Origin of the sequence: Streptomyces sp. R-74717, from assembly GCF_047305335.1 — a bacterium.
Taxonomy (GTDB): Bacteria; Actinomycetota; Actinomycetes; order Streptomycetales; family Streptomycetaceae; genus Streptomyces; species Streptomyces atratus.
Map to the genome: position 1 here is coordinate 1,990,477 of NZ_CP102361.1, position 21,583 is coordinate 2,012,059.

The following is a 21,583-nucleotide window of genomic DNA, read 5'->3' on the forward strand; positions in this document are numbered from 1 at the left end:
AGTCATGCGGCCAGGCGGTTCGGATCCGGCTCGCCGCTGAGCAGCAGCAGGTGACACATGGCCTCGACGCACTCCAGCCGATTGCGGGCCTGTGCCAGGTCGCGCCCCCAGACCGTGATGCCGTGGTCCGCGATGAGGAGCGCCGGCGGCGCCTCGGGGGACTTCGCCAGATGACCGGCCACGTCGTGGGCGATACGGGCGACGTCGGACCAGTTGGGGAAGACGGGCAGCGCGGTGCGGCTGGGGTCGGTGAGGCCGAGTCCCTTGAGGAGTTCGAGGTCCCGCAGCGGCAGCCAGGAGAGGCGGCCTGCAACACCGATACGGCAGGCGAGGGCGGTGGAGTACGGGGAGTGCGCGTGCACGACGGAGCCCGCCTCCTCGACGGACCGGTACACGGCCGCGTGGATTGCGGTCTCCGCCGAAGGCCGCGGCCCGTCGCCGTCCGGTCCGGCGGCCTGCCCGGTGACGGCGTCGACCAGCACCATGTCCCGCGGGCCGAGGGTGCCCTTGTCCAGGCCGCTGCCGGTGATGAGCGCGTGGGGGGACGGTCCGGGCAGTCGGACCGAGAGGTTGCCGGAGGTCCCGGGCATCCACCCGCGCAGGTAGAGGTCGCGGGAGTGGTCGGCGAGGCCAACGGCCGCACGCGTCCGGTGCTCCCCCGTCGCACTGTCCGGGGCGAGGACCGCCGGCGCGGCGGAGGTGGCCGGGCGCAGCACTCGCTCCTCGGAGACGAGCGCGGTGATCAGCTCGTGCGGCGTCACGTCGAACGCCGGGTTGAACACCCGGGCGTCCTCGGGGGCGACCCGGACGCCGGCCAGCGTGGTGACCTCGTCGGCCGCGCGCTCCTCGACCACGATCCCGGAGCCGTCCGGCAGTTCCGGGTCCCACGAGGACTCCGGCGCCACGACGACGAACGGGATGCCGTGCCTCGTGGCCGCCACCGCCAGGGCATAGGTGCCGATCTTGTTGGCCGTGTCGCCGTTCGCCGCGATGCGGTCGGCGCCCACGAGGACGCAGTCCACCAGGGACCTCGACATCGCGGCGGCGGCCGCCGAGTCGGGGCACAGCCGGTACGGCACACCGGCCTCCTGGAGTTCCCAGGTCGTGAGCCGGGCGCCCTGCAACAGAGGGCGGGTCTCGTCCACCAGCACCTCGGCGATCCGGCCGCGGGCGGCCAGCTCCAGGATGGCGCCGAGGGCGGTACCGCTCGCCGCCGTGGCCAGGCGGCCGGTGTTGCAGTGAGTGAGCACGCGCAGCGGCCGGTCCGGCAGCAGCCCGGCGACGAGGTCGGCGGCACTGACGGCGCAGACGCGGGTCGTGGCGATGTCCTCGTCGATCGCCTCCCGCGCCGCGTGGAGCACCGCGTCGGGGCCTTCGGGGATCCGTTCGGCCACCCGGCCGACGGCCCAGGCCAGGTTGACCGCGGTGGGCCGTGCCGTGGCGATCCGCTCGGCGTCGGCGCGGACCGCGGCCTCGTCGGTGGAGCCGTCGGGCGTGGTGTGCCGGTACGCGGACAGGGCCACGCCCAGGGCTCCGGCCAGTCCGATCGCGGGAGCACCGCGCACCGCGAGCGTGCGGATGGCATCGACGAGCTCGTCCACGCTCTCCAGCCGCAGCCACCGGGTCTCGTGCGGAAGCGCCCGCTGGTCGACGATGCTGATGGCCCCGTCGGACCAGGCGAGCGAGGCGGCGGGCATGGACCGCACCCGGCCGTCGGGCAGAGACGTCGCGGGCCCGGGCACCGTGGCCGTGTGGGCGGGACGTGTGGTCATGGCTCTCCTCTGGTCCGAGCGGACTGCGCGCGGCCGCCGCTCAAGGGATGACGAAGGGCAGGACGGGTCCGGAGAACAGTCCTTTTCAGCCGCGTGACGGCCTCCTGCAGCACGTCGGCCCGCTTGCGGAAGGCGTAGCGGACCAGCGGCCGGCCGGCCTGCGGATCGGCGTAGAAGATCTGGTCGGGAATGGCCATGACGCCACAGCGCTCGGGCAGCGAGACGATCGGCTGGTGCCGGGCGCCGCCGTTGGTGGATCCGGTTCTGGCCGCGAGCTCGGACGTCTCCGCGAAGATCGTCGTGCCCAGTCCGGCCGGCGCGCGGTTCAGCAGGGGCCTGTCCGCCATGTTCCCATCCACGTGTCGTGAGTCGGATTCACTCGCCCACCCGGGCGCGGGTGCCTCGATCGGGGAGGTACCGTCCGACCCGCGCCGGGAAGCATCTGCACATCGCCTGCCGCTCGATGGCCCGAACCGGCAGAGAAGTCACCGGGGGAGACCACCGGCGCAACATCGGCCGGACGAACCGGGAGCGGTGATTCCCGGCAGTGCTTGGATGGCGGATTTTCGAGGTCCGGTGAATGACACCGGGCTGAAGCCAGTGGTCATGTACGCCATTCCGTGTCCTCGGAGTGATGAGTCGGAATACCTGTGGGTTGATGAGGTCTCCGGACGCCCCTTGCAGGCTCCGATCTCGACCAGCTTGGCATCACGGAGCGTGTGCGGACAATGACAGCAATGTGAAACATCCGCCCGCGATCTTCCCGTTCCAGGAAGGGCATCGGGGGTGGGCGACCGGGCCGACGACGGTGTCGTGGCCGGAGTTTCACGACCCCGGCCCATCGTCGGCCCGGTCGCTCAGAGGACTCGGTGGGCCGGCCGGTGGCAGGGCGGAGACCCGTGCCGGGCGACGCGCTCCCCCGCCGTGCCGACCGGGCCGGCCATGGTCGCGACGAGCCCCGCCTTCCCCCGGGCTCCTCCCGGGGGAAGGCGCCCACGGGCGGGGCCGGCCGCTTGTACGCCTCGGGCGGCCGATCGGGCTACGACTCCGCCGACCGGCCCATCACCAGGGTCCGCAGCCGCAGCGCGAGGGCGAGTTCGACCGAGGACAGTTCCGTGTCGGGCGGCAGCAGCGCCCGCACGGCCTGCATTCTGTTCGCGACTGTGCGTTCCGTCAGCCCGAGCTTGACGGCTGCGGAGCGGGCGGAGTGCCTCGACGCGAGATAGACCTCCAGCGTCTTGCGCAGCTCGCTCTGCCGGCTGTCGCCGCCGACCAGTTGACCGAGGTGCCGGTGGACGAGGCCGCGTGCGACGTCCAGGTCCGCCAGCCCGATCGCCTCGGGGGCGACCTCGGGGAAATGCGCGTTCCGGCGCCCGGTCCGCTCGCACACGCGGTAGGCGGACTGCGCCTCGAGGTGGGACTGCCTGAAGCCCAGAACTCCCTTGCCCGATCCGCCGGTTCCCAGCCGACCGCGCGGGGTGCGTTCCAGCACCGCTTCGTGCACCTGGTCCGGACCCACCGAGCTGAACCACGCCCACATGACACCGCGGTCGATGAAGGCGTAGACGGCGGAGTTTCCGCATTCGCGCGCGAATGCCGCGAGCGCCCTCGCCGCCGCACCCCAGGCCACTACCGCGACGTGCTCGGCGTTCAGATCGTAGAAAGGCGATTCGATGGCGGAGCCCGTTTGGTTCAGAACGGAGCGGACCACCCGGAGACGTATCGCGTTCTCGTCCGCGCTGCTCGCTTCCAGCGCGTCCATGTACTCATCCGTAACGAACTCGAGGATTACTTTTATCTGTTGGGACAGCTGACTGCAGCATAACCGTAAGACGTGCACGACCTCGGTCGCCGAAATCTCCGCTTCCTGCGCGGCTTGGAAGAAGGCGTCCTGCACGACCCCTTGCGCGACCCGGTAACTGGCTATGAGCGCGTCCAGCGGTATCTCGTGCAGTGCCGCGAGCCGGGCGATGTGCTGCGCCTCGGGTGACCAGATCGGCTCCTGCTGCCCGCTCTGGAGCCCTTTCACAAAACGCGCGACAAGCATCGCTGTCTCCGACCGCACCACCGTCACCAGCGCGGGATCCCTACTGAAAGGACTGTCCGAAAGACCGTCACGCCAAACCGCCGTGAGGATATTTTCGACGAGCATCTCTTGATGTTCCACAATCCATTGGGTGAAAGCCTCGACAGGGCCACTGAGCGTTGTCATGCCGATAACATCCCTTGTTCTCATGTGAAGTCAGCCTCGGCCCACGACCGATTGGCCAACAGACACGTCAGCGTACCGATCCTATTTTGACGGGCTCGCCCGTCTGGGACGACGTTATGCAGACAGGAGGAGGCCGGGCATGGAGGAACCACTGGTTCCTCATGTTGGGCGAGCGTGAAAGCACGTCCCGTGGCGCGAGCGGTCATGCCCCTTTCCCGAAACGCACTCCGGTCCGACCTCCCTCGCGCTGGAGCTCGACAGCTCGCTACGACAACCACGTTACGGACGATGCCTTCCCGCCGGACGGCTGCCGCACCCCGCCGACTTACGGCAAATGTCATCGGCAATCGACGGCACTGCCACGGTCGCGACCGCAGGAGGACCTGCCTCATGGGCGCGGGCCACGTCGTTCTCGCTCGCCGGCCCGCTCTCGGTCCTTCGCGGCGGAGATGGTGGGCTCGCCGGTCCGTCGGGATCAGCGGGCCAAGGGCGAGCTGTACCTGTGCGGGCTGATGCTGGACGGGAAGCGCAAGTCGATGCAGCCGACAACCGAGCGCCTGGACGTGGCGTTCCGAACGGCGCGGCGCCCCGTTCCCCCGGCGCTCCGGAAGGGCTTGAGGTGCTCAGGCCGCCCGCAGCCGCCGCCAGACGGCCTTCGCCGCATGGTGACCGGACATGCCGTGCACGCCCGGGCCGGGCGGAGTGGCCGAGGAGCACAGGAACACCGCCGGATGCGCCGTCGCATACGGAACCCGTGCGAGCTTGGGCCGTATCACCGTCTGGAGGCCGGAGAACGCGCCGCACGCGATGTCGCCGCCGACGTAATTGGCGTTGCGCGCCGCGAGTTGGGGCGGCCCTGCGACCGCTCGGGCGAGCACCAGGTCGCGGAAGCCCGGGGCGAAGCGCTCCAGCTGCCGCTCGATGACATCGGTGGCGTCGCCCTCCCAGCCCGCCGGGACATGTCCGTACGCCCAGAAGACATGCCGGCCCTCGGGCGCGCGGGACGGATCGACCAGGCTGGGCTGTGCGGTGATCAGGAACGGCACGCTCGGGTCGCGGCCCGCCACCGCGGCGCTCAGCGCGGAGTTGATCTCGCCGGCCGTGGGGCCGATGTGGACCGTTCCGGCGCGGCGGGCCTCCTTCGCGGTCCACGGGACGGGGCCCGACAGCGCGTAATCGATCTTGAAGCAGGATGCCCCGTACCGATAGCCGCTGTAGGCGTGGCCCAGCCCCGCGATGCGGGCGAGGGCGGTCGGCGAGGTGTCGAAGATGTAGGCGCGGGCGGGCGGGAGCTCGTCCAGGCGCTTGACCTGGGTGCCGGTACGGATCGTGCCGCCCTGTTCGCGCATGTACGAGGCAAGGGCGTCGGAGATGGCCTGCGATCCGCCGCGCGGCACCGGCCAGCCCTTCTCGTGCGCGGCGAGGGCGAAGAGCAGGGCGATCCCGCCGGTGGCCACGCCGCTGACGGGCGCTATGGCATGGGCGGCCAGCCCGGCGATCAGACCGCGCGCCTTCGCACCGCGGAAACGGCGGGAGAGCAGCGTCGCGGGCTGGAGCGCGTCGAGACCGAATCGCACCCAGCGGTACGCGTCACGGGGCAGCCCGTCCCACGGGGTGCGCAGAAAGTCCTCGGCGAGGGTGTCCCAGTGTCCGAGGAAGGGGGCGACGAGCCTGCGGTACGCCCCGGCGTCCTCGGCACCGAGCGACATGGCGCTCTCCCCCACCGACCCGGTGAGCACGGCGGCCGACCCGTCCGGGAACGGGTGGGCGAGCGCCAGCTCGGGCTGGAGCCACTCCAGGCCGTGCCGGGACAGCGGCATCGCGTTGAACGCGGGCGAGCCGATGCCCAGCGGATGAACGGCGGAGCAGGGGTCGTGGCGGAAGCCGGGGAGGGTGAGCTCTTCGGTACGGGCACCGCCTCCGACGGTCTCGGCCGCCTCGAAGACCTCCACGGCGAAACCACGGCGGGCCAGTTCGGCCGCGGCGGTCAGTCCGTTGGGCCCCGCCCCCACGACGACAGCATCAAGCATCGACGGCACCTTCGGACTCCTTCGTCAGCCGGCGGCCAGGACACCCAGGATATTCCGAGGCGCCGACAGCCCGGTCGCGGGTAGGGTCGCCGCTCGATGAACACGCCGAAATCTCCCACCGCGCCAGTGGCGCGATCCGGCTCTGTCACGCCCGTCCGTATCGCGGACATGGCCTCCCGGCTCGCCGCGCTGCCCGGCATCCGGGCCGTCGCCCTGGGCGGCAGCCGGGCCCGCGGCACGCATCGCCCGGACTCCGACTGGGATCTGGGCGTGTACTACCGCGGCACTCCTGACCTGGCCGCACTGACCGCGTTGGCGTCCGAGGTGCAGGGCTCCCCGGCAGAGGTCGCGGGTCCCGGCGGCTGGGGGCCCTGGGTCGACGGCGGAGCCTGGCTGCGGGTGGACGGCGCCCCGGTGGACTGGATCCTGCGCGATCTGGACCGGGTGGAGGCGGTCTGGTCCGACTGCCTCGAAGGCCGCTTCGAAGTGGGCGTGCAGCCGGGGCACCCGCTCGGCTTCTGGTCCCCCGCCTATCCCGGCGAGGTCGCGCTCGGGCGGGTACTCGCCGATCCCCGAAACGAATTGGCAGTGCTTCAGCAGGAGACCCGGACCTATCCGGAGCCCCTGCGCACCGCGCTCGTCGAAGCCGCGTGGGAGGCGGAATTCTCGGTTGCGGCCGCCCGCAAGTCGGCCCCTGCCGGGGACCCGCTCCATGTCGCCCTGTGCCTGTCGCGGGCGTTCGGCATCCTCACCCAGTCGCTCCACGCCCACCACCGCACCTGGTGTCTGAACGAGAAGGGTGCGCTGGCCGCTGCGGCAGCCCTGCCGGACACCCCCGCGGACTTCGCCGAACGGGTCGGCGAGGCCCTGCGGGGGCTGGACGCGGCGGCGGTGCGGAGGGCCGCGGAGTTGGTGCGGGACGTCCGATCGGTGCTGGCGACCGGCGCCGGAGAACCCGGGAGCTGTTCGTGATCGCCGAACTCCAGTGCGTGGTACTCGACTGCGCCGATCCCGCACGCCTCGCCGGGTTCTACCACCGTCTGCTCGGCGGGGAGGTCGACCGGCCGGACCGGCGATGGGCCCTCGGCGACGGCTGGTCGACGCTCCACACGGCAGCCGGGCCGGTCCTCGCCTTCCAGCGGGTGGCGGACCACCGGCCGCCGCGGTGGGGGGACCCGGTGCACCCGCAGCAGTTCCATCTGGACTTCGGCGTCCCGGATCTGGACACGGCACAGACACAGGCAGTGGCGGCCGGTGCGGTGGTCCTCGACGACGGAGCCGGGACGGGGCGCCCGTGGCGGATCTACGCGGACCCGGCCGGGCATCCGTTCTGCCTGGTCCAGCACGGCAACGGCGAGGCGGCGGTCGGTCAGGCCTCGCCGCGGAGCGCCTGAAGGACGCGCTCGACGGTCGCCTCGTCACGGGCCGCCGTGAACGGCAGGGCGTTGCCGCCGGTGATACGGAACGGGGCGCCAAAGAGCGTGGCCTGGGCGCCGCCCGCCTCGGTGACCAGGAGCAGGCCTGCCGCGTGGTCCCAGGCGTACTCCCAGTTGAAGGCGACCGCGTCCTGGTCGCCGCGGGCGACGGCGAGGTATTCGAGGCCCGCGGAACCACAGGGGCGGGCATCGATGCCCTCGGTGCGCAGGCCCAGGAGGGCGCGCTTCTGGGCCTCGGTGGTGTAGTCGGGGTGCGACATCGCCACCCGCAGCACAGCCCCGGGCGCGGGCGAGCCGGAGTGTATCGGCTTGCCATTGAGCGTGGCACCGCGGCCGCGGACGGCGATCGCCATCTCGTCCAGGGCCGCGGCATACGTCCAGGAGGCCAGGAGTTCGCCGCGGTGGGCGAGGGCGACCAGGGTGCAGAAGCCCGGTTCGCCGCGGACGAACTGGCGGGTGCCGTCGACCGGGTCGACGACCCACACCGGCGCGTCGCCGCCCAGGGCGTCGTACACCTTCGGATCGGCGTGGACCGCCTCCTCGCCGACGACGACCGAGCCGGGCAGGAGCCTGGTCAGGGACGCGGTGAGGTGTTCCTCGGCGAGTCGGTCGGCGGTGGTGACCAGGTCGTGCGGGCCGCTCTTCTCGACGATCTCGTGCGCGGCGAGCTGCCGGTAGCGCGGCATGATCTCGGCGGCGGCCGCTGCACGGACCGCCGCCTCGACCTCGGTCAGGTCTCCGGCAAGGAATTCATCGATCATGACCCCAGCTAAGCACGGTCCACCGCGGAGCCGACGACCTGGTCATGAGGGGAGGTGGCCGGTCAGCGTCCGACGGCGTACCCCTGCATGCCGCGCGGGTTCGCGGCTGCGGACAGCACTCCGGTCTCCGGGTCACGGGCCACGGCGCACATCCGGCCCTCGGACCACGGGTCGCCGACGCTGACGTCATGGCCGCGGCGGCGCAGCTCCTCGACGACCTCCGGGTCCATGCCCTCCTCGACGGTGACGCTGCCGGGGCGCATCCCGCGCGGGAAGAAGGAGCCGGGGAAGCTGTCGTTGTGCCAGTTCGGGGCGTCGATGGCGCCCTGGAGGTCGAGGCCGCCACGGACCTCGGCGCGCAGGGCGACCGCCAGGAAGAAGTGGACCTGCCACTGGTCCTGCTGGTCGCCGCCTGGCGTGCCGAACGCCATCACCGGAACGCCGTCGCGCAGGGCGAGGGACGGGGTGAGGGTGGTGCGGGGGCGGCGGCCGGGGGTGAGGGAGTTCGGCAGGCCCTCGTCGAGCCAGGCCATCTGGAGCCGGGTGCCGAGCGGGAAGCCGAGCTCCGGCACGACCGGGTTGGACTGGAGCCAGCCACCGCTGGGGGTGGCGGAGACCATGTTGCCCCAGCGGTCGACCACGTCGACATGGCACGTGTCGCCGCGCGTCGTGCCGTCCTTGTCGACGGTCGGCTCGCCGGCACCGGCGCGGTTCTTCGCCACGGTCGGCTCGCCGACGCCCGCCGCCGGGATGCCCATGGCATCGAAGCCGGCCTCGCCGGAGGCGACGGCGTGGGCGTGCTCGCTGAGGACGGGGGCGCGGCCGTCCGGGCTGCCGGGGCGCAGTTCGCACGAGGCCTCGTCGGTGATGAGGGCACGGCGCTCGGCGTTGTACGGCTCCGAGAGCAGCACGTCGAGGGGTACGTCGGCGGCGTCGCCGTACCAGGCCTCGCGGTCGGCCATGGCGAGCTTGCAGCCCTCGATGAGCAGGTGTACGTACTCCGCGGAGCCGTACTGCGGGAGCTCGGCGGGGAGCAGGGCGAGCTGCTGGAGGAAGGCGGGGCCCTGGCTCCAGCCACCGGCCTTGGCGAGCGTCCAGCCGTTCCAGTCGTACGTGGCGGGCGCCTCGTACGACGCGGACCAGCCGGCCAGGTCGGCAGCGGTGAGGGTACCGGTGTGGCGGGAGCCGCTGGTGTCCATGGTGGGGCGGGCTGCCTGGCGCACCATGGCCTCGGCGATGAAGCCCTCGCTCCAGATCTTCCGTGCGGCGTCGATCTGGGCGATGCGGTCCTCGCCGCCGGTCTCCTCCGCCTCGGCGATCAGCCGGCGCCAGGTGGCGGCGAGTGCGGGGTTGCGGAACAGCTCGCCCGTCTTCGGCGACTTGCCGCCGGGCAGGTAGACGTCGGCGGAGGACTGCCACTCGGTCTCGAAGAGTTCGCGGACGGTCTCGACGGTCTGGCCGATCCGCTCGACGGGCGCGTGGCCGTCCTCCGCGTACCCGATCGCGTACCGAAGCACCTCGGCGACGGTCTTGGTGCCGTGGTCGCGCAGCAGCAGCATCCAGGCGTCGAACGCGCCCGGCACGGCCGCGGCGAGCGGTCCGGTGCCGGGGACCAGGTCGAGGCCGAGGGAGCGGTAGTGGGCGACGGTGGCACCGGCGGGGGCGGGGCCCTGGCCGCACAGCACCTGCACCTCGCCGTCCTTCGGCGCCACGATCATCGGCACTTCACCGGCCGGGCCGTTGAGGTGCGGTTCGACGACATGCAGGACGAATCCGGCCGCGACGGCGGCGTCGTAGGCGTTGCCGCCGTCCTCCAGGACGGCCATCGCGGACTGCGAGGCGAGCCAGTGGGTGGAGGACACCATGCCGAAGGTGCCCTGAAGGGTCGGCCGGGTCGTGAACATGCGCGTCACCTTGCTGCTTGTACGTATCAAGCGAACCAATCAAGGCTCACAATCGGGCCTTTGGGAGAATCTGGGGAGTTCGACCCTGCCGACTCGTTCACCTGGTCGTCGAGCAGGCTATCGATCGCCCCTCGCGACCCGCCTCAAGGAATATCGCAGACCGTATTTCGCATACAGTCCGCAAGGCAAGAGGGGTTCCCACATAGCGGACGATTTTTGCTGACGATCGATAACGGAAAGGCGTCGAGCGCGGACGGGCGGACGGCACCGAATGCCCTGCTACTGATCGGAGTTGGCCCGCCCCCCTGCCGAGGGGCGGGCCCGGCTCCGCTCAGCCGCGCGTCAGACGCACCGTGACCAGCTCGAACGGGCGCAGCGACAGCTGTACGCCGCCGTCCACCCGCACCGGCACGTTCCCCACGGCGAGCGGCCGCTCCAGCAGGTCGGTCACTGTCATGCCGACGAGTTCGAACCCGGTACCGAGCCGGACCCTGGCACGGCCACCCGTCGACTCGTAGAGCCGTACGACGACATCGCCGCTCGCGTCGTCCGCCAGCTTGACGGCGCTGACGACGACCGCGTCGTTGTCGACGGTCACCAGCGGAGCCACCGCGCGTTCGCCGACGACCCGGCGCTCCGGCAGGTTGATCCGGAAGCCCTCGCGGACCGCGTCGCCGATCGCCGCGCCCGGCGCGAGCGCGTGCCGGAAGCGGTGCACGCCCTGGTCCGTTTCCGGGTCGGGGAAGCGCGGGGCGCGCAGCAGCGACACCCGGACGGTGGTGGTCGTCCCGGCATCGCAGTCGCGGACGGACCGGGTTACGTCATGGCCGTACGTCGAATCGTTGACGAGCGCAACGCCCCAGCCCGGCTCCTCCAGGTGGACGAAGCGGTGGTTGCAGGCCTCGAACTTGGCAGTCTCCCAGCTGGTGTTGGTGTGGGTGGCCCGGTAGAAGTGCCCGAACTGCGTCTCGGAGGCATACCTCTCGGCGTGGATGTCCAGCGGGAACGCCGCCTTGAGGAACTTCTCCGTCTCGTGCCACTCGACCTCGGTGTCGATGTCGAGCCGCTTGGCACCCGGGGAGAGCGTCAGCTGCTGGGTGACCTTCGAGTCGCCGAAGCTGCGAACGATGCGTACGCCGACCACTCCCCCCTCCTCGACGGGGGTGAGCTCGTCGAGGTCCGTCAGGTCGGTGACGGTGTTTCGGTAGAACGCGTCGACGTCCCACGCGTCCCACATGTTCGGGAAGTCGGGGTGGATCTGCAGCAGGTTCGCGGCCTGGCCGGGCGCCACGGCCTCGCGCTCGGCACCGATGTCGTACGCGGACACCACCAGACCACGGCTGTCGATCTCCACCTGGAGCAGATCGTTGTCGAGTACGTATCCGCCGTCCTCGCGCGGTGCGAGCCGCCCGCCGCTGCCGACGGTGACGGCCGCGGCGCCACCGGCCGGAACCCCTCCGCGGGTGTGCGGCGCAGAGTTGAAGACAAGCGTCTCCCCCGACGGGGTGTCTTTGGCCAGGGCGCGCATCGCAGCGTCGACGATGCCGTTCAGCTCCTCTGCGACGGCCGCGTACGTCTTCTCGGCCTCGCGGTGCACCCAGGCGATCGACGAACCGGGCAGGATGTCGTGGAATTGGTGCAGCAGGACCGTCTTCCAGATCCGGTCCAACTGCTCGTACGGGTAGGGGAAACCGGTCCGTACGGCGGCGGTGGCGGCCCACAGCTCGGCCTCGCGCAGCAGATGTTCGCTGCGGCGGTTGCCCTGCTTGGTCTTCGCCTGGCTGGTCAGAGTGGCGCGGTGCAGCTCCAGGTAGAGCTCGCCGACCCATACCGGCGCATTCGGGTACTCCGCCTCCGCCTTGGTGAAGAAGTCGGTGGGCGTCTCCCAGGTCACGGTCGCCGAGCCTTCGAGGCTGCGCATCCTGGCGGCCTTCGCGATCATCTCGCGAGTGGTGCCACCCCCGCCGTCCCCCCAGCCTGTCGGCGCAAGGGAGTGCCGGGCGACGCCCTTGTCCTTGAAGTTCTTCGCCGCGTGGGCGATCTCACTGCCCTTCATCGAGCAGTTGTAGGTGTCGACAGGCGGGAAGTGGGTGAAGATCCGTGTGCCGTCGATGCCCTCCCACTGGAAGGTGTGGTGCGGGAACTTGTTGGTCTGGCTCCACGAAATCTTCTGTGTGAGCAGCCACTTGGAGCCTGCGGCCTTGATGATCTGCGGCAGCCCGGCGGCGAAGCCGAACGTGTCGGGCAGCCACGCCTCGTCGTTCTCGATGCCGAACTCGTCGAGGAAAAACCGCTTGCCGTGCACGAACTGACGGGCCATCGCCTCGGATCCGGGCATGTTCGTGTCGGACTCGACCCACATGCCGCCGGACGGCACGAACCGCCCATCCGCCACGGCCTTCTTGACCTTGGCGTAGACCTCGGGACGGTGCTCCTTGATCCAGGCGAACTGCTGGGCCTGCGACATCGCGAAGACGAAGTCGGGCTCGTCCTCCAGGAGCGCGGTCATGTTGGACGTCGTACGGGCGACCTTGCGGACCGTCTCACGCAGCGGCCACAGCCAGGCGGAGTCGATGTGCGCGTGGCCGACGGCGCTGATGCGGTGGGCGGTCGGCTCCGCGGGCGTGGCGAGGACGGCGGCGAGTTCGGCGCGGGCGGCGGCCGCGGTGCCGTTCACATCCTGCAGGTCGACCGCGTCGAGGGCGCGGCCGATCGCACGCAGGACGTCCCAGCGGCGGGCCCCCTCGACGGGCAACTCCTGCATCAGTTCGCCCAGCACTTCCAGGTCCTGGACGAGGTTCCACACGTTCTCGTCGAAGACCGCCAGGTCCATCCGGGCGAGGGTGTACTGCGGTTCGCTCCCGGCGGTCTCCTTGTCGCCGAGCTGCGTCGGCAGGAAGGGGTGGTAGTCGAGGATGACCGGGTTGGACGCCGCCTCGATGTGCAGCAGCACATCCTCGCCACCCGCGACCGGGGCGCCGATGCGCACCCACTGGTTGCGCGGGTTGAGGCCCTTCACCGGGGTACCGTCGGGCCGGTAGACCAGGCCCTCGCACTGGAAGCCGGGCATGTTCTCGTCGAAGCCGAGGTCGAGGATCGCCTCGACGGTGCGGCCCGCCCACGCCTCGGGGACGGTCCCGGAGATCCGGAACCAGCAGGTGCCCCAGGGCGCGCCCCACCGGTCACCGACCGCGATCGGTTCGGTCGGGGCGGCGAGGCCCTCGGTGACCGGAACGGGCTCACCGGGCGCGTTCCAGACGGCGACGTCCAACGGTATGGACTCCGGGTGGACGGCCGGCCGGATGCGCTCGTCGAGGACGCGCTTGAGACGAGCTTCGACCAGGTTGCGGTCGTCATGCATGAGGGTGGCTCCGAGCTGGATGAGGGTGCGGGGGCGGATACAGGTGCGGGTGCGCGGTCATCGGACCTCGTCGGGCTTGAGGACGTCGGTGATCCCGCGGGCGTCCAGGTGTTCCTTGTTCCCGGCCTGGCTCGCGAGGACAGCCGTGGGCCGGACCCCGTCAGCGGTGAGCCGGGCGAACGCTTCGAAGAACGTGCCGCCGGGGGCGCAGGTCGAACGGCGGGGCGCGGTCTCGTCGTCACCGGTGTCGACCACCAGGGCCGTGGTGCGGGGAGCTGGCCGGTCGGCCCTCGCCCGCTGCTCCTCAACGATCCGGGCGATGGCCCGGCCGGCCGGTTTGACCTGCCGGTCGTTGGTCAACAGACCCAGGCTGTATTCGAGTTCGGGGAAGTCGGCCAGAGAGCGGGACACATCGTGGGAGCACCACCAAGTGACGCCCCACACGTCCTCGCAGTCCAGGGCGTTCGCGACGGTCGCCTCGGTGAACGCGGCGGCATGCTCGGCGGGAATGAGCGGGGACGGGGCGCCGACCTCCTGCAGCCAGACCGGTCGGTGCGGGTCCGTGGCCCATGCCTTGGACAGTTCGATCAAGTACGCGGCGTGGTGCTCGGTGGCAGTTCCGGTACGGCCGTGCCGTTGGGCGGTGCCGTTGAAGACCCAGGAGTGCACGGCGGTGAGGGCGCCGATCCGGGCCGCGTGGGCGGGGGTGAACGCGTGGTCGTCCTGGTACCAGGCGGCGTCGTATTCGGCGTGCAGATGGAGCTTCCCCGGTGCTCCCCCCTCACAGGCGTCGAGCAGGGTGCGCAGCCAACTGCCCGCCTGTTCGGGGGTGATGGCGTCCGGGTCGGGGTGCGGGGGGCCGGAGAACTGGTTGATCTCGTTGCCCAGCGTCATGCCGATGAAGTGGGGGCGGTCGGCGAGAGCGGCCGCGAGCGTACGCAGGTACTCGGCCTGGCCGGCCACGACATCGGGGTCGGTGAAGATGTTCCGCCGGTGCCAGGTCTGCGTCCAGGCCGGCAGGAAGTCGAAGCTCGACAGATGGCCCTGCAGTCCGTCCACGTTGACGTCGAGGCCGCATTCCGCCGCGGCGTCGGCGAGCTGGACGAGCTGTTCGACGGCGCGCGGCCGGATCAGGGTGCGGTTGGGCTGGAAGAGCGGCCAGAGCGGGAAGACCCGGATGTGGTCGAGCCCGAGTGCGGCGATCGAGTCCAGGTCGGCGCGCACGGCGTCGAGGTCGAAGTCCAGCCAGTGGTGGAACCAGCCCTGGCTGGGCGTGTAGTTGACGCCGAAGCGCGGCGTGGAGTTGCTCATACGGTACGGGTGTCCTGGTTCTGTGGTGCGGGTGGCGGCGAATCGGTCAGCCCTTGACGGCGCCTTCGCCGACCCCCCGGAAGAAGAAGCGCTGCAGACAGGCGAAGAGCAAAATGAGCGGGAGCACGGCAATGATCGTGCCAGCGGCGACGAGCCGTTCGTCGTTCGCGAACGTGCCGTGCAGATAGTTCAACCCGATCGTCAGGGTGAAGTTCGCCGGGTCGCTCAGCACGATCAGCGGCCACAGGAAGTCGTCCCAGGCCCCCATGAAGGCGAAGATCGCGACGACGGCGAGGGTCCCTCTGACCGAGGGCAGAGCTATCCAGAAGAAGCGCTGCCAGACGTTCGCGCCGTCGATGAAGGCAGCTTCCTCCACCTCGTGCGGAAGGTTGAGGAAGGCGTTGCGCATCAGCAGCACGTTCATCGCCGCGACGGATCCCGGCAGCAGCACACCGATCAGGGTGTTGTTCAGACCGAGCTCACGCATGGTGGTGAACTGGGCGATGATGATGCCCTCGACGGGTACGAGCATGGCGAGGATGAACGCCAGCGTGGCAGCCCTGCGCCCGCGGTAGCGCAACCGGGCCAGCGCGTAGCCGGCCAGGGCGGAGCCGACGCAGTTGGTGACCACATTGGCGGTGGCCACCTTGAGGGAGTTCAGCGCGTAGTCCCAGACCGGGATGGTGTCCGCGACCCGTGTGTAGTTGTCCAGGGTCGGATGGCTGGGCAAGAACTTCGGCGGCGAGCTGAAGATGTCCTCGCCGGGCCCCTTGAGCGACGTCGAGAGCTGCCACAGGAACGGTCCGACGGTCAGCACGAGTACGGCGAGCAGCAGGACGTAGCGCAGCAGGAGCTGCCAGACCGGGATGCGGCGGCCTTCGGCATCGGTGATGCTCAGGAAGCTCACGCGTCCTCCTTGCGGTCGGCGCGGAGCACCAGGAGCATCAGGGCGACCGTCACGACGAAGATGACGACCGAGATGGCGGAGGCGTAGCCGACCCGCCCGGTCAGTCCGGTACCGACGCGCTGGACGAGCATCACCAGCGTGGTGTCCTCGCCTGCCGGGCCGCCGGAGGGGCCGGCCATCAGGTAGACCTCGGAGAAGGCCTTGAAGGCGGCGACCGACGCCAGCGCTCCGACCAGGACCATGGTGGAGCGGACAGCGGGGACGGTCACGGTGAAGAAGCGGCGCACGGCTCCGGCGCCGTCCACAGAGGCGGCTTCGTGGAGCTCCCGGGGGACGCTGGCCAGCGCGGCCAGATAAATGATCATGTAGTAGCCGAGCCCCTTCCAGACCGTCACCGTCATCGCACTGAACAGCAGCAGCCACTGGTCGCTGAGAAAGCCGACCTTGCCGATCCCCACGGCCTCCAGCAGCGCGTTGATCAGCCCCCGGTCGTCGAGCATCCACACCCAGATCAGACCGACGACGACAATGGAAGCGACGACGGGGGTGTAGAAGGCGGAGCGGAAGAAGGTGATGCCGGGGATGTGGCGCTGGACGAGCATCGCCAGCAGCAGCGGCAGGATGACGAGCGCGGGGACGACGCCGACGACGTACAGCGCGCTGTTGCGCAGTCCGATCCAGAACATCTCGTCGTGGATCAGCTCCTGAAAGTTCGCCAGGCCGACGAACTTCCCTGGTATCAGGGTCCGACGGTCCGTGAAGGCGTTGACCAGGGTGCTGAAGAACGGGAACAGGCTGAAGGCGCCGACGACGAACAGGCCGGGTGCCGCGAACAGCCAGGGGCTGAAGGGAAGATGACGGCTGATCCGGTCGGCGGGTCGGCGGCTGCCGGAGCACGCACTCCGGGCCGCCGGTCCCGCCTCGCCGGCATCCGGCCCTGTCGCCGTCGCTGCGGTGCGCGTGTTGACGCCGCGGGTCTTCACAGTGAGGGTCTTCACGAGGGGCTCAGCTCTGCTGCAGTAGCCGGTCACAGGTCTTGACAGCGTTGTCAAGAGCTTCCTTGGGGCTCTGCTTGCCCTGCAGCGCCTTGGCGATCTGGTTGCGCAACTCGGTCTTCATCTGTTCGCTGAAGAGAACCGGTGTGTAATTGACGGCCGTCTTCAGGGACTTGGCGGCGGCCACCCGGACGCGCGTCTCGTCAGTGCCGTCCTCCTTGGAGAAGTACGGATCGTCGAGGGACCCGGCGGTGCTCGGGAAGATGGCGACCTGCTTCGCGAACTCCACCTGCCGGGTCGCGTCGGTCACGTAGTGGGCGAAGGCCACGGCCGCCGGCTTCTGCTTCGTCTGCGCATTCACCATGACGCCCATGACGTACATGTTGGCCTTGCCGGTGCTGCTGATCTGGTCGGTGATCCCGATGTTCTTGTAGAGACTCGGGGCCTGCTTCTTGAAGTGGTCCAGATCCAGCGCACTGCCGGGGTTCATCGCCACGGACCCGGTGAGGAACTTGTGGCCCGACGACTCAGGGGTCGCGGTCAGCGCCTGCGGGTCGAGCGCCTTGGCGTCGTACAACTCCTTGTAGTGCGTGAGGAGTTCAACACCCTTGGCGTCATTGAAGGCGAAGCCCGTACCTTCCTTGTTCATCAGCCGCCCGCCATAGCGGCCGAAGTCCTCGATGGCGGGCACGTTCGCCAGTGTGGCGATCTTGCCCTTGCTCTTCTCTGCCAGCTTCAGACCGGAGTCGAAGAGCTCGTCGTAAGTGGCCGGCGGCTTCTCGGGGTCGAGTCCGGCGTCCTTGAAGAGGCTCTTGTTGTAGAACAGCGGTCCGGTGTTGAGGTACCAGGGGAAGGCGTACGTCCCTTCCGTGCCCGGTATCTGATGGCTCCGCCAGGCGCCCGGCAGGTACTCCTTGCGGTACTTCGATGCCGCCTTGTCGAGGTCGAGTGCGATCCCGGCCTTGGCCAGCGGTGCGACCAGGTCGGGCGAGACGTTCACGACGTCCGGCAGGGTGCCTCCGGCCGCGTCGGCACTGATCTTGTCCGCGTAGCCCTCGCCAGGCCGGTCGACCCACTTGACCTCGGTCCCCGGGTACTTCTTCTCGAAGTCCGCGATCACCCCGTTGAAGTAGTCCTTGAAGTTCGCCTGCAGGTTCCAGGTCTGGAAGGTGATCTTGCCTTCAACCTTGCCGGAGGCATCGGACGAGCCTCCATCGGATCCACCGCCGCAGGCACTCAGCGGCAGGACGGTGGCGAGAACGGCGGCAGCGGCGACTGCCCTGCGGGAGATGCGCACGGTGAACGGCTCCTTTGCTCGGACCAGGCGTGCGGACAGCGAGCCGGGACGTGGGCCCACCGGCTGCGTATGCCCAGCAGACTTTCCAATGCACACGGCGCAAAGTCAATACATTTGCTCAAAACTACTTCACCTTTCACCATCCTTGCAGGTCAGATGGGTATGAGCAGGCTGCGGCGATGCATGACTAATGCGCTTTAGGCCACCTTCACTCAAGCGCTTTAGTCGCCGGTGAACTTCGGTCGACCAATACGATCGGAAGGCTTACGATGCCCGCGGGGGCGAGGAAACACCGCACCTCCCAGGGACCACGGGCAACGCAGGAAGAGGAGCACCGGGTGACACCGAAGCGGCCGCCGGCCGGAGAGACTCCGCCTACCAGGCGCACACCTGCGCGACGGCCGACCATGAAGGACATCGCCCAGCGTGCCGGAGTGTCGGAGAGCGCCGTGTCCTTCGCCCTCAACGACCGCCCCGGCGTCTCGGAGATCACCCGGGACCGCGTTCGGCGGGTCGCCGAGCAGCTGGGCTGGCGGCCGAGCACCGCCGCCCGCGCACTGTCGGGCGAGGGGTCGGCGACCGTGGGGCTTGTCGTGGCACGCCCGGCGGCGAGCCTGGGCGTGGACTCGTTCTTCCTCCAGTTGATCTCCGGGATCCAGGAGGTGCTGGCCGAGCGCCAACTCGGCCTGCTCTTCCAGGTGGTGGAGGATGTGGAGGCCGAGTGCGCCGTCTACCGGCGCTGGTGGGCGGAGCACCGGGTCGACGGGGTGCTGGTCGTCGATCCGCGGACCGACGACCCCCGGACCGACCTGCTGGACGAACTCGGGCTGCCGGGGGTCGTAATCGGCGCACTGCCCGGCAGCGACACCGGTCCGCATCCCGGCCTCTCGCAGGTACGCGCGGACGATGCGGGCGCGATGGCGGCGATCGTCGGCCGGCTCCACGAGCTGGGCCATCGGCGCATCGTGCACATCGCCGGTCTGCCCTCGCTCGCCCACACCGACCGGCGCATCCGCTCCCTGCGGATCGAGGCCGACCGGCGCGGGCTGGCCGAGGCCCACTCGGTGACCACGGACTACTCCGACACGGAGGGAGCGGCCGTCACCCGCCGGGTGCTGGAACAGTCCGCCCCGCCGACCGCGATCATCTACGACAACGATGTGATGGCCGCGGCCGGAGCCGCGGTCATCGCGGGCCTCGGCCACTGCGTCCCCGCCGATGTCTCGATCGTGTCGTGGGAGGACTCCGCGCTGTGCCGGCTGACGGCCCCCTGGCTGACCGCGCTGTCCCGGGACACGATCGCGTTCGGGCGGATCGCCGCGCGGGAGCTGACCTCGCTGCTCGACGGCGGCGCTGCTCGCACCGTACAGGTACCTCTGCCCGGGCTGATCGAACGCGGAAGCACGGCCGCGGCGCACGGCGGTTCATGAGGCGAGCCCGTCGCGTCGGCCGAGCCGAGTGCGGCTACCGGCTGCCGGGCCGTGGCAGCGTAGGGATACCGGATTCCGACGATCACGCCCCGGGGCTCCCCCGCGACGCGCTCGGTGCCCGGACCGGACCGGGTCGCGCTTCTCCGTGAACGCCCTGCTGGGCTGCGGCTGCGCGACCGGCCGGAGGCGTGGAAGCGGGGGCTGTTCACCAGCGAAAGCCGCCGGCGCGTCTCGGTCCGGGAGAAGGCCCGCCGACTGACCGCGGCCGAGCGGGCGGGAAGGGCTGCCAGCCGGCTCGGCTCACCCGAAGGGCCGCGGGCCCAGGTGGGCACGGGCTTCTTCGTCCCGCCGGTACCGGGGCCGTTGCGGGCCCTCCCGTCCTGCCTCGGTCAGTCGCAAACGTTCTGCACGGCGCTGCTGCGCATCAAGACAGGAATCAGTGACACGCGGTGGGCCGTCATCGTCCAGTAACGGACTTCCGGTGAGTGCGGCGCCCAGCGCGCACCGCGGCCAGGGTGCCGCACACAGGCTTGGTCACCGAGACTTTGAATCAGCCCTGGCGCGTGCCCCTGGGCGAGGAGCTGCTCGACCCGTGCCCGTACGGCTTCGCCGCGGGCCTGACGGTGCAGCTTGATCGGTTCGGCGATGATCTGCCCGATGGTCATGCGGGGGTCGAGCGAGGACGACGGGTCCTGGAAGACCAGGTGGAAGTCCTTGCGCAGGGGGCGCAGGGCGCGGCGGGAGAGGTGGGTGACGTCGGTGCCGTTGATGTGGACGGTGCCGCCGGTGGGTTCGTCGAGGCGTACGACACAGCGGCCGACGGTCGACCTGCCACTGCGGACTCGCCGACGAGGCCGAATATTCAGCAGATAGAGGGAGGGCGTCGCCGCCGCGGACCACGGCGGCGACGCGCAGGCCGTTCCCGCGCAGCCTCAGAACCAGTCGTCACACCTGGGCGGGTCACAGAGCTCGAAGACCACCTCGCCCGTATCCCGATCACCGCCGGCAACCGGGCGCACCCGCGCGCCGACCGACACTTCGTGCGGTGCGGCGCCCACGACGCGGCAACGGAACACAAAGCCCTCCGGGAGCCGGACCAGGGACTCGTTGCGCGCCGCGTCCGTGTAGCGATGCACGACGCCGGACCTCACCACGACGCCCAGACCGGCGCTGTGTTCGGGCTTCAGATCACTTGACGCACACACCGGACACAGCAGCCTCCGGAAGGAGGCCGTGCCACACCATCGGCACCGGTGGTAGTACAGGCCGGCTTCCTCATGCACCGTCTGCACGGTGCCACTTGATGACTGGGACACGTTTCGACCCCCTGCGCTCGGCTCGGATGCGCCGCACCTGCGCGTCGGCGCGTCCGCACCATAGGGCACCGAGTGCCGAAACGTAAAGGCACTCAGTGCCATACCGAGCTCGGCTGCGGTGTCAGCCCTGGCCGATGACCGACTCGATCTGCTGCACGACGCGCCACATCGGGGCCCCCTTGGCGGCAACCATGACAACCACGTCACCATCGGTGGCGGCCGGGGAAGCACCCTCGGCCGGCGCACTCCCCCACACCTGGCGCACCAGCGCGAGTGCGTGATCCACCGCGGCCTCCGCGTCCCCCTCACCGCCCGAACGCAGCCAGGTCCGCAGCCCGTTGTTGTGCGCGGCGACCACGGATGCGGCGATCACCTCGGCCCGCAGCGCACCGCCCCCCGACTCGCCGTACCGGTCACGGAGATAACCGGCCAACGTCTGCTCGTAACGGCGCACCACGGACAGTTCGTAGGTACGCAGCCCGGGCACCTCCCGGGTGAGCCGGTAGCGCTGAACGGAGAATTCGGGGTTTGCGGAGTACATGCGCAGCACGAGCCGGGCCGCGTCGCACACCGCGTCGACCGGCTCCGTGTCACCGACCGCCGCAAGAAACGCCGTCATGTCGGCAAGGCAGCGCTCGTGATCCGGGAAGACCGCGTCCTCCTTGGAGGGGAAGTACCGGAAGAACGACCGGCGCCCGACCCCGGCCCGCGCCACGATGTCGTCCACCGTGGTCCGCTCGAAGCCCCGCTCCAGGAAGAGCTGGAAGGCGGCCTGGGCGAGCACCTCCCGCATGGGGGGCTTCTTCGCTGGTCTGCGTGCGTCAGTCATGCGGGGAACGTAGCACCGGAAG

General features: G+C 70.2%; 18 protein-coding genes and 1 pseudogene. 5 read left to right on the plus strand and 14 right to left on the minus strand.

The annotated features are described in order from the left end of the window. Positions 1 to 2 precede the first annotated feature (2 nt). From mtnA to NRF20_RS08955, 3 genes are all read right to left on the minus strand, one after another. Positions 3 to 1,772 carry an S-methyl-5-thioribose-1-phosphate isomerase gene (mtnA, locus tag NRF20_RS08945; protein ID WP_398633401.1) on the minus strand — a complete coding sequence of 590 codons (1,770 nt, stop codon included), beginning with the start codon at positions 1,770 to 1,772 and terminating at the stop codon, positions 3 to 5. Continuing rightward, positions 1,769 to 2,119: a hypothetical protein gene (locus tag NRF20_RS08950; protein ID WP_413752358.1), complete on the minus strand. Its 351-nt coding sequence runs from the start codon at positions 2,117 to 2,119 to the stop codon at positions 1,769 to 1,771. Before NRF20_RS08950 ends, mtnA begins: the two co-directional genes overlap by 4 nt. A gap of 692 nt (positions 2,120 to 2,811) precedes the next feature. Further along, positions 2,812 to 3,984: a helix-turn-helix domain-containing protein gene (locus NRF20_RS08955; protein ID WP_398633399.1), complete on the minus strand. Its 1,173-nt coding sequence runs from the start codon at positions 3,982 to 3,984 to the stop codon at positions 2,812 to 2,814. 449 nt (positions 3,985 to 4,433) lie between these two features. On the opposite strand from NRF20_RS08955, the pseudogene NRF20_RS08960 reads away from it, so the two are divergent. Then, positions 4,434 to 4,544: pseudogene (locus NRF20_RS08960) on the plus strand (transposase); the annotation flags it as partial. A 63-nt stretch (positions 4,545 to 4,607) separates the two neighbouring features. On the opposite strand, the gene NRF20_RS08965 reads toward NRF20_RS08960, so the two are convergent. Then, positions 4,608 to 6,023 (minus strand): phytoene desaturase family protein, encoded by a 1,416-nt coding sequence (locus NRF20_RS08965; protein ID WP_398633398.1) that lies wholly within the window; start codon positions 6,021 to 6,023, stop codon positions 4,608 to 4,610. Between the two features lie 159 nt (positions 6,024 to 6,182). On the opposite strand from NRF20_RS08965, the gene NRF20_RS08970 reads away from it, so the two are divergent. Further along, a complete protein-coding gene (locus tag NRF20_RS08970) occupies positions 6,183 to 6,986 on the plus strand; it encodes a nucleotidyltransferase family protein (RefSeq protein WP_413754548.1) in 804 nt (267 codons plus the stop codon). After that, complete coding sequence (locus NRF20_RS08975) at positions 6,983 to 7,408, plus strand: VOC family protein (protein ID WP_266356237.1); 426 nt, start codon at positions 6,983 to 6,985, stop codon at positions 7,406 to 7,408. The genes NRF20_RS08970 and NRF20_RS08975 overlap by 4 nt, the downstream gene beginning before the upstream one ends. On the opposite strand, the gene NRF20_RS08980 is transcribed toward NRF20_RS08975, so the two are convergent. The 7 genes from NRF20_RS08980 to NRF20_RS09010 form a co-directional block, all read right to left on the minus strand. Continuing rightward, the gene (locus NRF20_RS08980) at positions 7,384 to 8,211 is read right to left on the minus strand and encodes an inositol monophosphatase family protein (RefSeq protein WP_266356238.1); all 828 of its coding nucleotides are present in this window, start codon (positions 8,209 to 8,211) and stop codon (positions 7,384 to 7,386) included. The two genes, NRF20_RS08975 and NRF20_RS08980, sit on opposite strands and share 25 nt — an antisense overlap. A gap of 62 nt (positions 8,212 to 8,273) precedes the next feature. Beyond that, entirely contained in the window at positions 8,274 to 10,115 is a 1,842-nt protein-coding gene (locus NRF20_RS08985) for a gamma-glutamyltransferase family protein (RefSeq protein ID WP_413752359.1), read from the minus strand. Between the two features lie 331 nt (positions 10,116 to 10,446). Further along, positions 10,447 to 13,476, minus strand: coding sequence for an alpha-mannosidase (locus NRF20_RS08990; RefSeq protein ID WP_413752360.1), 3,030 nt, complete (start codon positions 13,474 to 13,476; stop codon positions 10,447 to 10,449). 57 nt (positions 13,477 to 13,533) lie between these two features. After that, entirely contained in the window at positions 13,534 to 14,787 is a 1,254-nt protein-coding gene (locus NRF20_RS08995) for a glycosyl hydrolase (protein ID WP_398633395.1), read from the minus strand. Between the two features lie 46 nt (positions 14,788 to 14,833). Continuing rightward, the gene (locus NRF20_RS09000; RefSeq protein WP_093894819.1) at positions 14,834 to 15,694 is read right to left on the minus strand and encodes a carbohydrate ABC transporter permease; all 861 of its coding nucleotides are present in this window, start codon (positions 15,692 to 15,694) and stop codon (positions 14,834 to 14,836) included. After that, positions 15,691 to 16,560: a carbohydrate ABC transporter permease gene (locus NRF20_RS09005; RefSeq protein ID WP_398633449.1), complete on the minus strand. Its 870-nt coding sequence runs from the start codon at positions 16,558 to 16,560 to the stop codon at positions 15,691 to 15,693. The genes NRF20_RS09000 and NRF20_RS09005 overlap by 4 nt, the downstream gene beginning before the upstream one ends. Before the next feature lie 139 nt (positions 16,561 to 16,699). Then, entirely contained in the window at positions 16,700 to 17,986 is a 1,287-nt protein-coding gene (locus NRF20_RS09010; RefSeq protein ID WP_413752361.1) for an ABC transporter substrate-binding protein, read from the minus strand. A gap of 407 nt (positions 17,987 to 18,393) precedes the next feature. Here NRF20_RS09010 and NRF20_RS09015 point away from each other — a divergent pair, with 407 nt between their 5' ends. Together NRF20_RS09015 and NRF20_RS09020 are read left to right on the plus strand one after the other, a co-directional pair. Then, the gene (locus NRF20_RS09015) at positions 18,394 to 19,416 is read left to right on the plus strand and encodes a LacI family DNA-binding transcriptional regulator (RefSeq protein ID WP_398633393.1); all 1,023 of its coding nucleotides are present in this window, start codon (positions 18,394 to 18,396) and stop codon (positions 19,414 to 19,416) included. 114 nt (positions 19,417 to 19,530) lie between these two features. Beyond that, positions 19,531 to 19,887 carry a hypothetical protein gene (locus NRF20_RS09020; RefSeq protein ID WP_413752362.1) on the plus strand — a complete coding sequence of 119 codons (357 nt, stop codon included), beginning with the start codon at positions 19,531 to 19,533 and terminating at the stop codon, positions 19,885 to 19,887. Here the strand turns inward: NRF20_RS09020 and NRF20_RS09025 are convergent. The 3 genes from NRF20_RS09025 to NRF20_RS09035 form a co-directional block, all read right to left on the minus strand. Further along, the gene (locus NRF20_RS09025; RefSeq protein WP_413754549.1) at positions 19,806 to 20,285 is read right to left on the minus strand and encodes an ATP-binding cassette domain-containing protein; all 480 of its coding nucleotides are present in this window, start codon (positions 20,283 to 20,285) and stop codon (positions 19,806 to 19,808) included. The two genes, NRF20_RS09020 and NRF20_RS09025, sit on opposite strands and share 82 nt — an antisense overlap. 63 nt (positions 20,286 to 20,348) lie before the next feature. Further along, complete coding sequence (locus NRF20_RS09030) at positions 20,349 to 20,732, minus strand: Zn-ribbon domain-containing OB-fold protein (protein WP_398633392.1); 384 nt, start codon at positions 20,730 to 20,732, stop codon at positions 20,349 to 20,351. 121 nt (positions 20,733 to 20,853) lie between these two features. Then, positions 20,854 to 21,525, minus strand: coding sequence for a TetR family transcriptional regulator (locus NRF20_RS09035; protein WP_398633447.1), 672 nt, complete (start codon positions 21,523 to 21,525; stop codon positions 20,854 to 20,856). Positions 21,526 to 21,583: the final 58 nt, after the last annotated feature.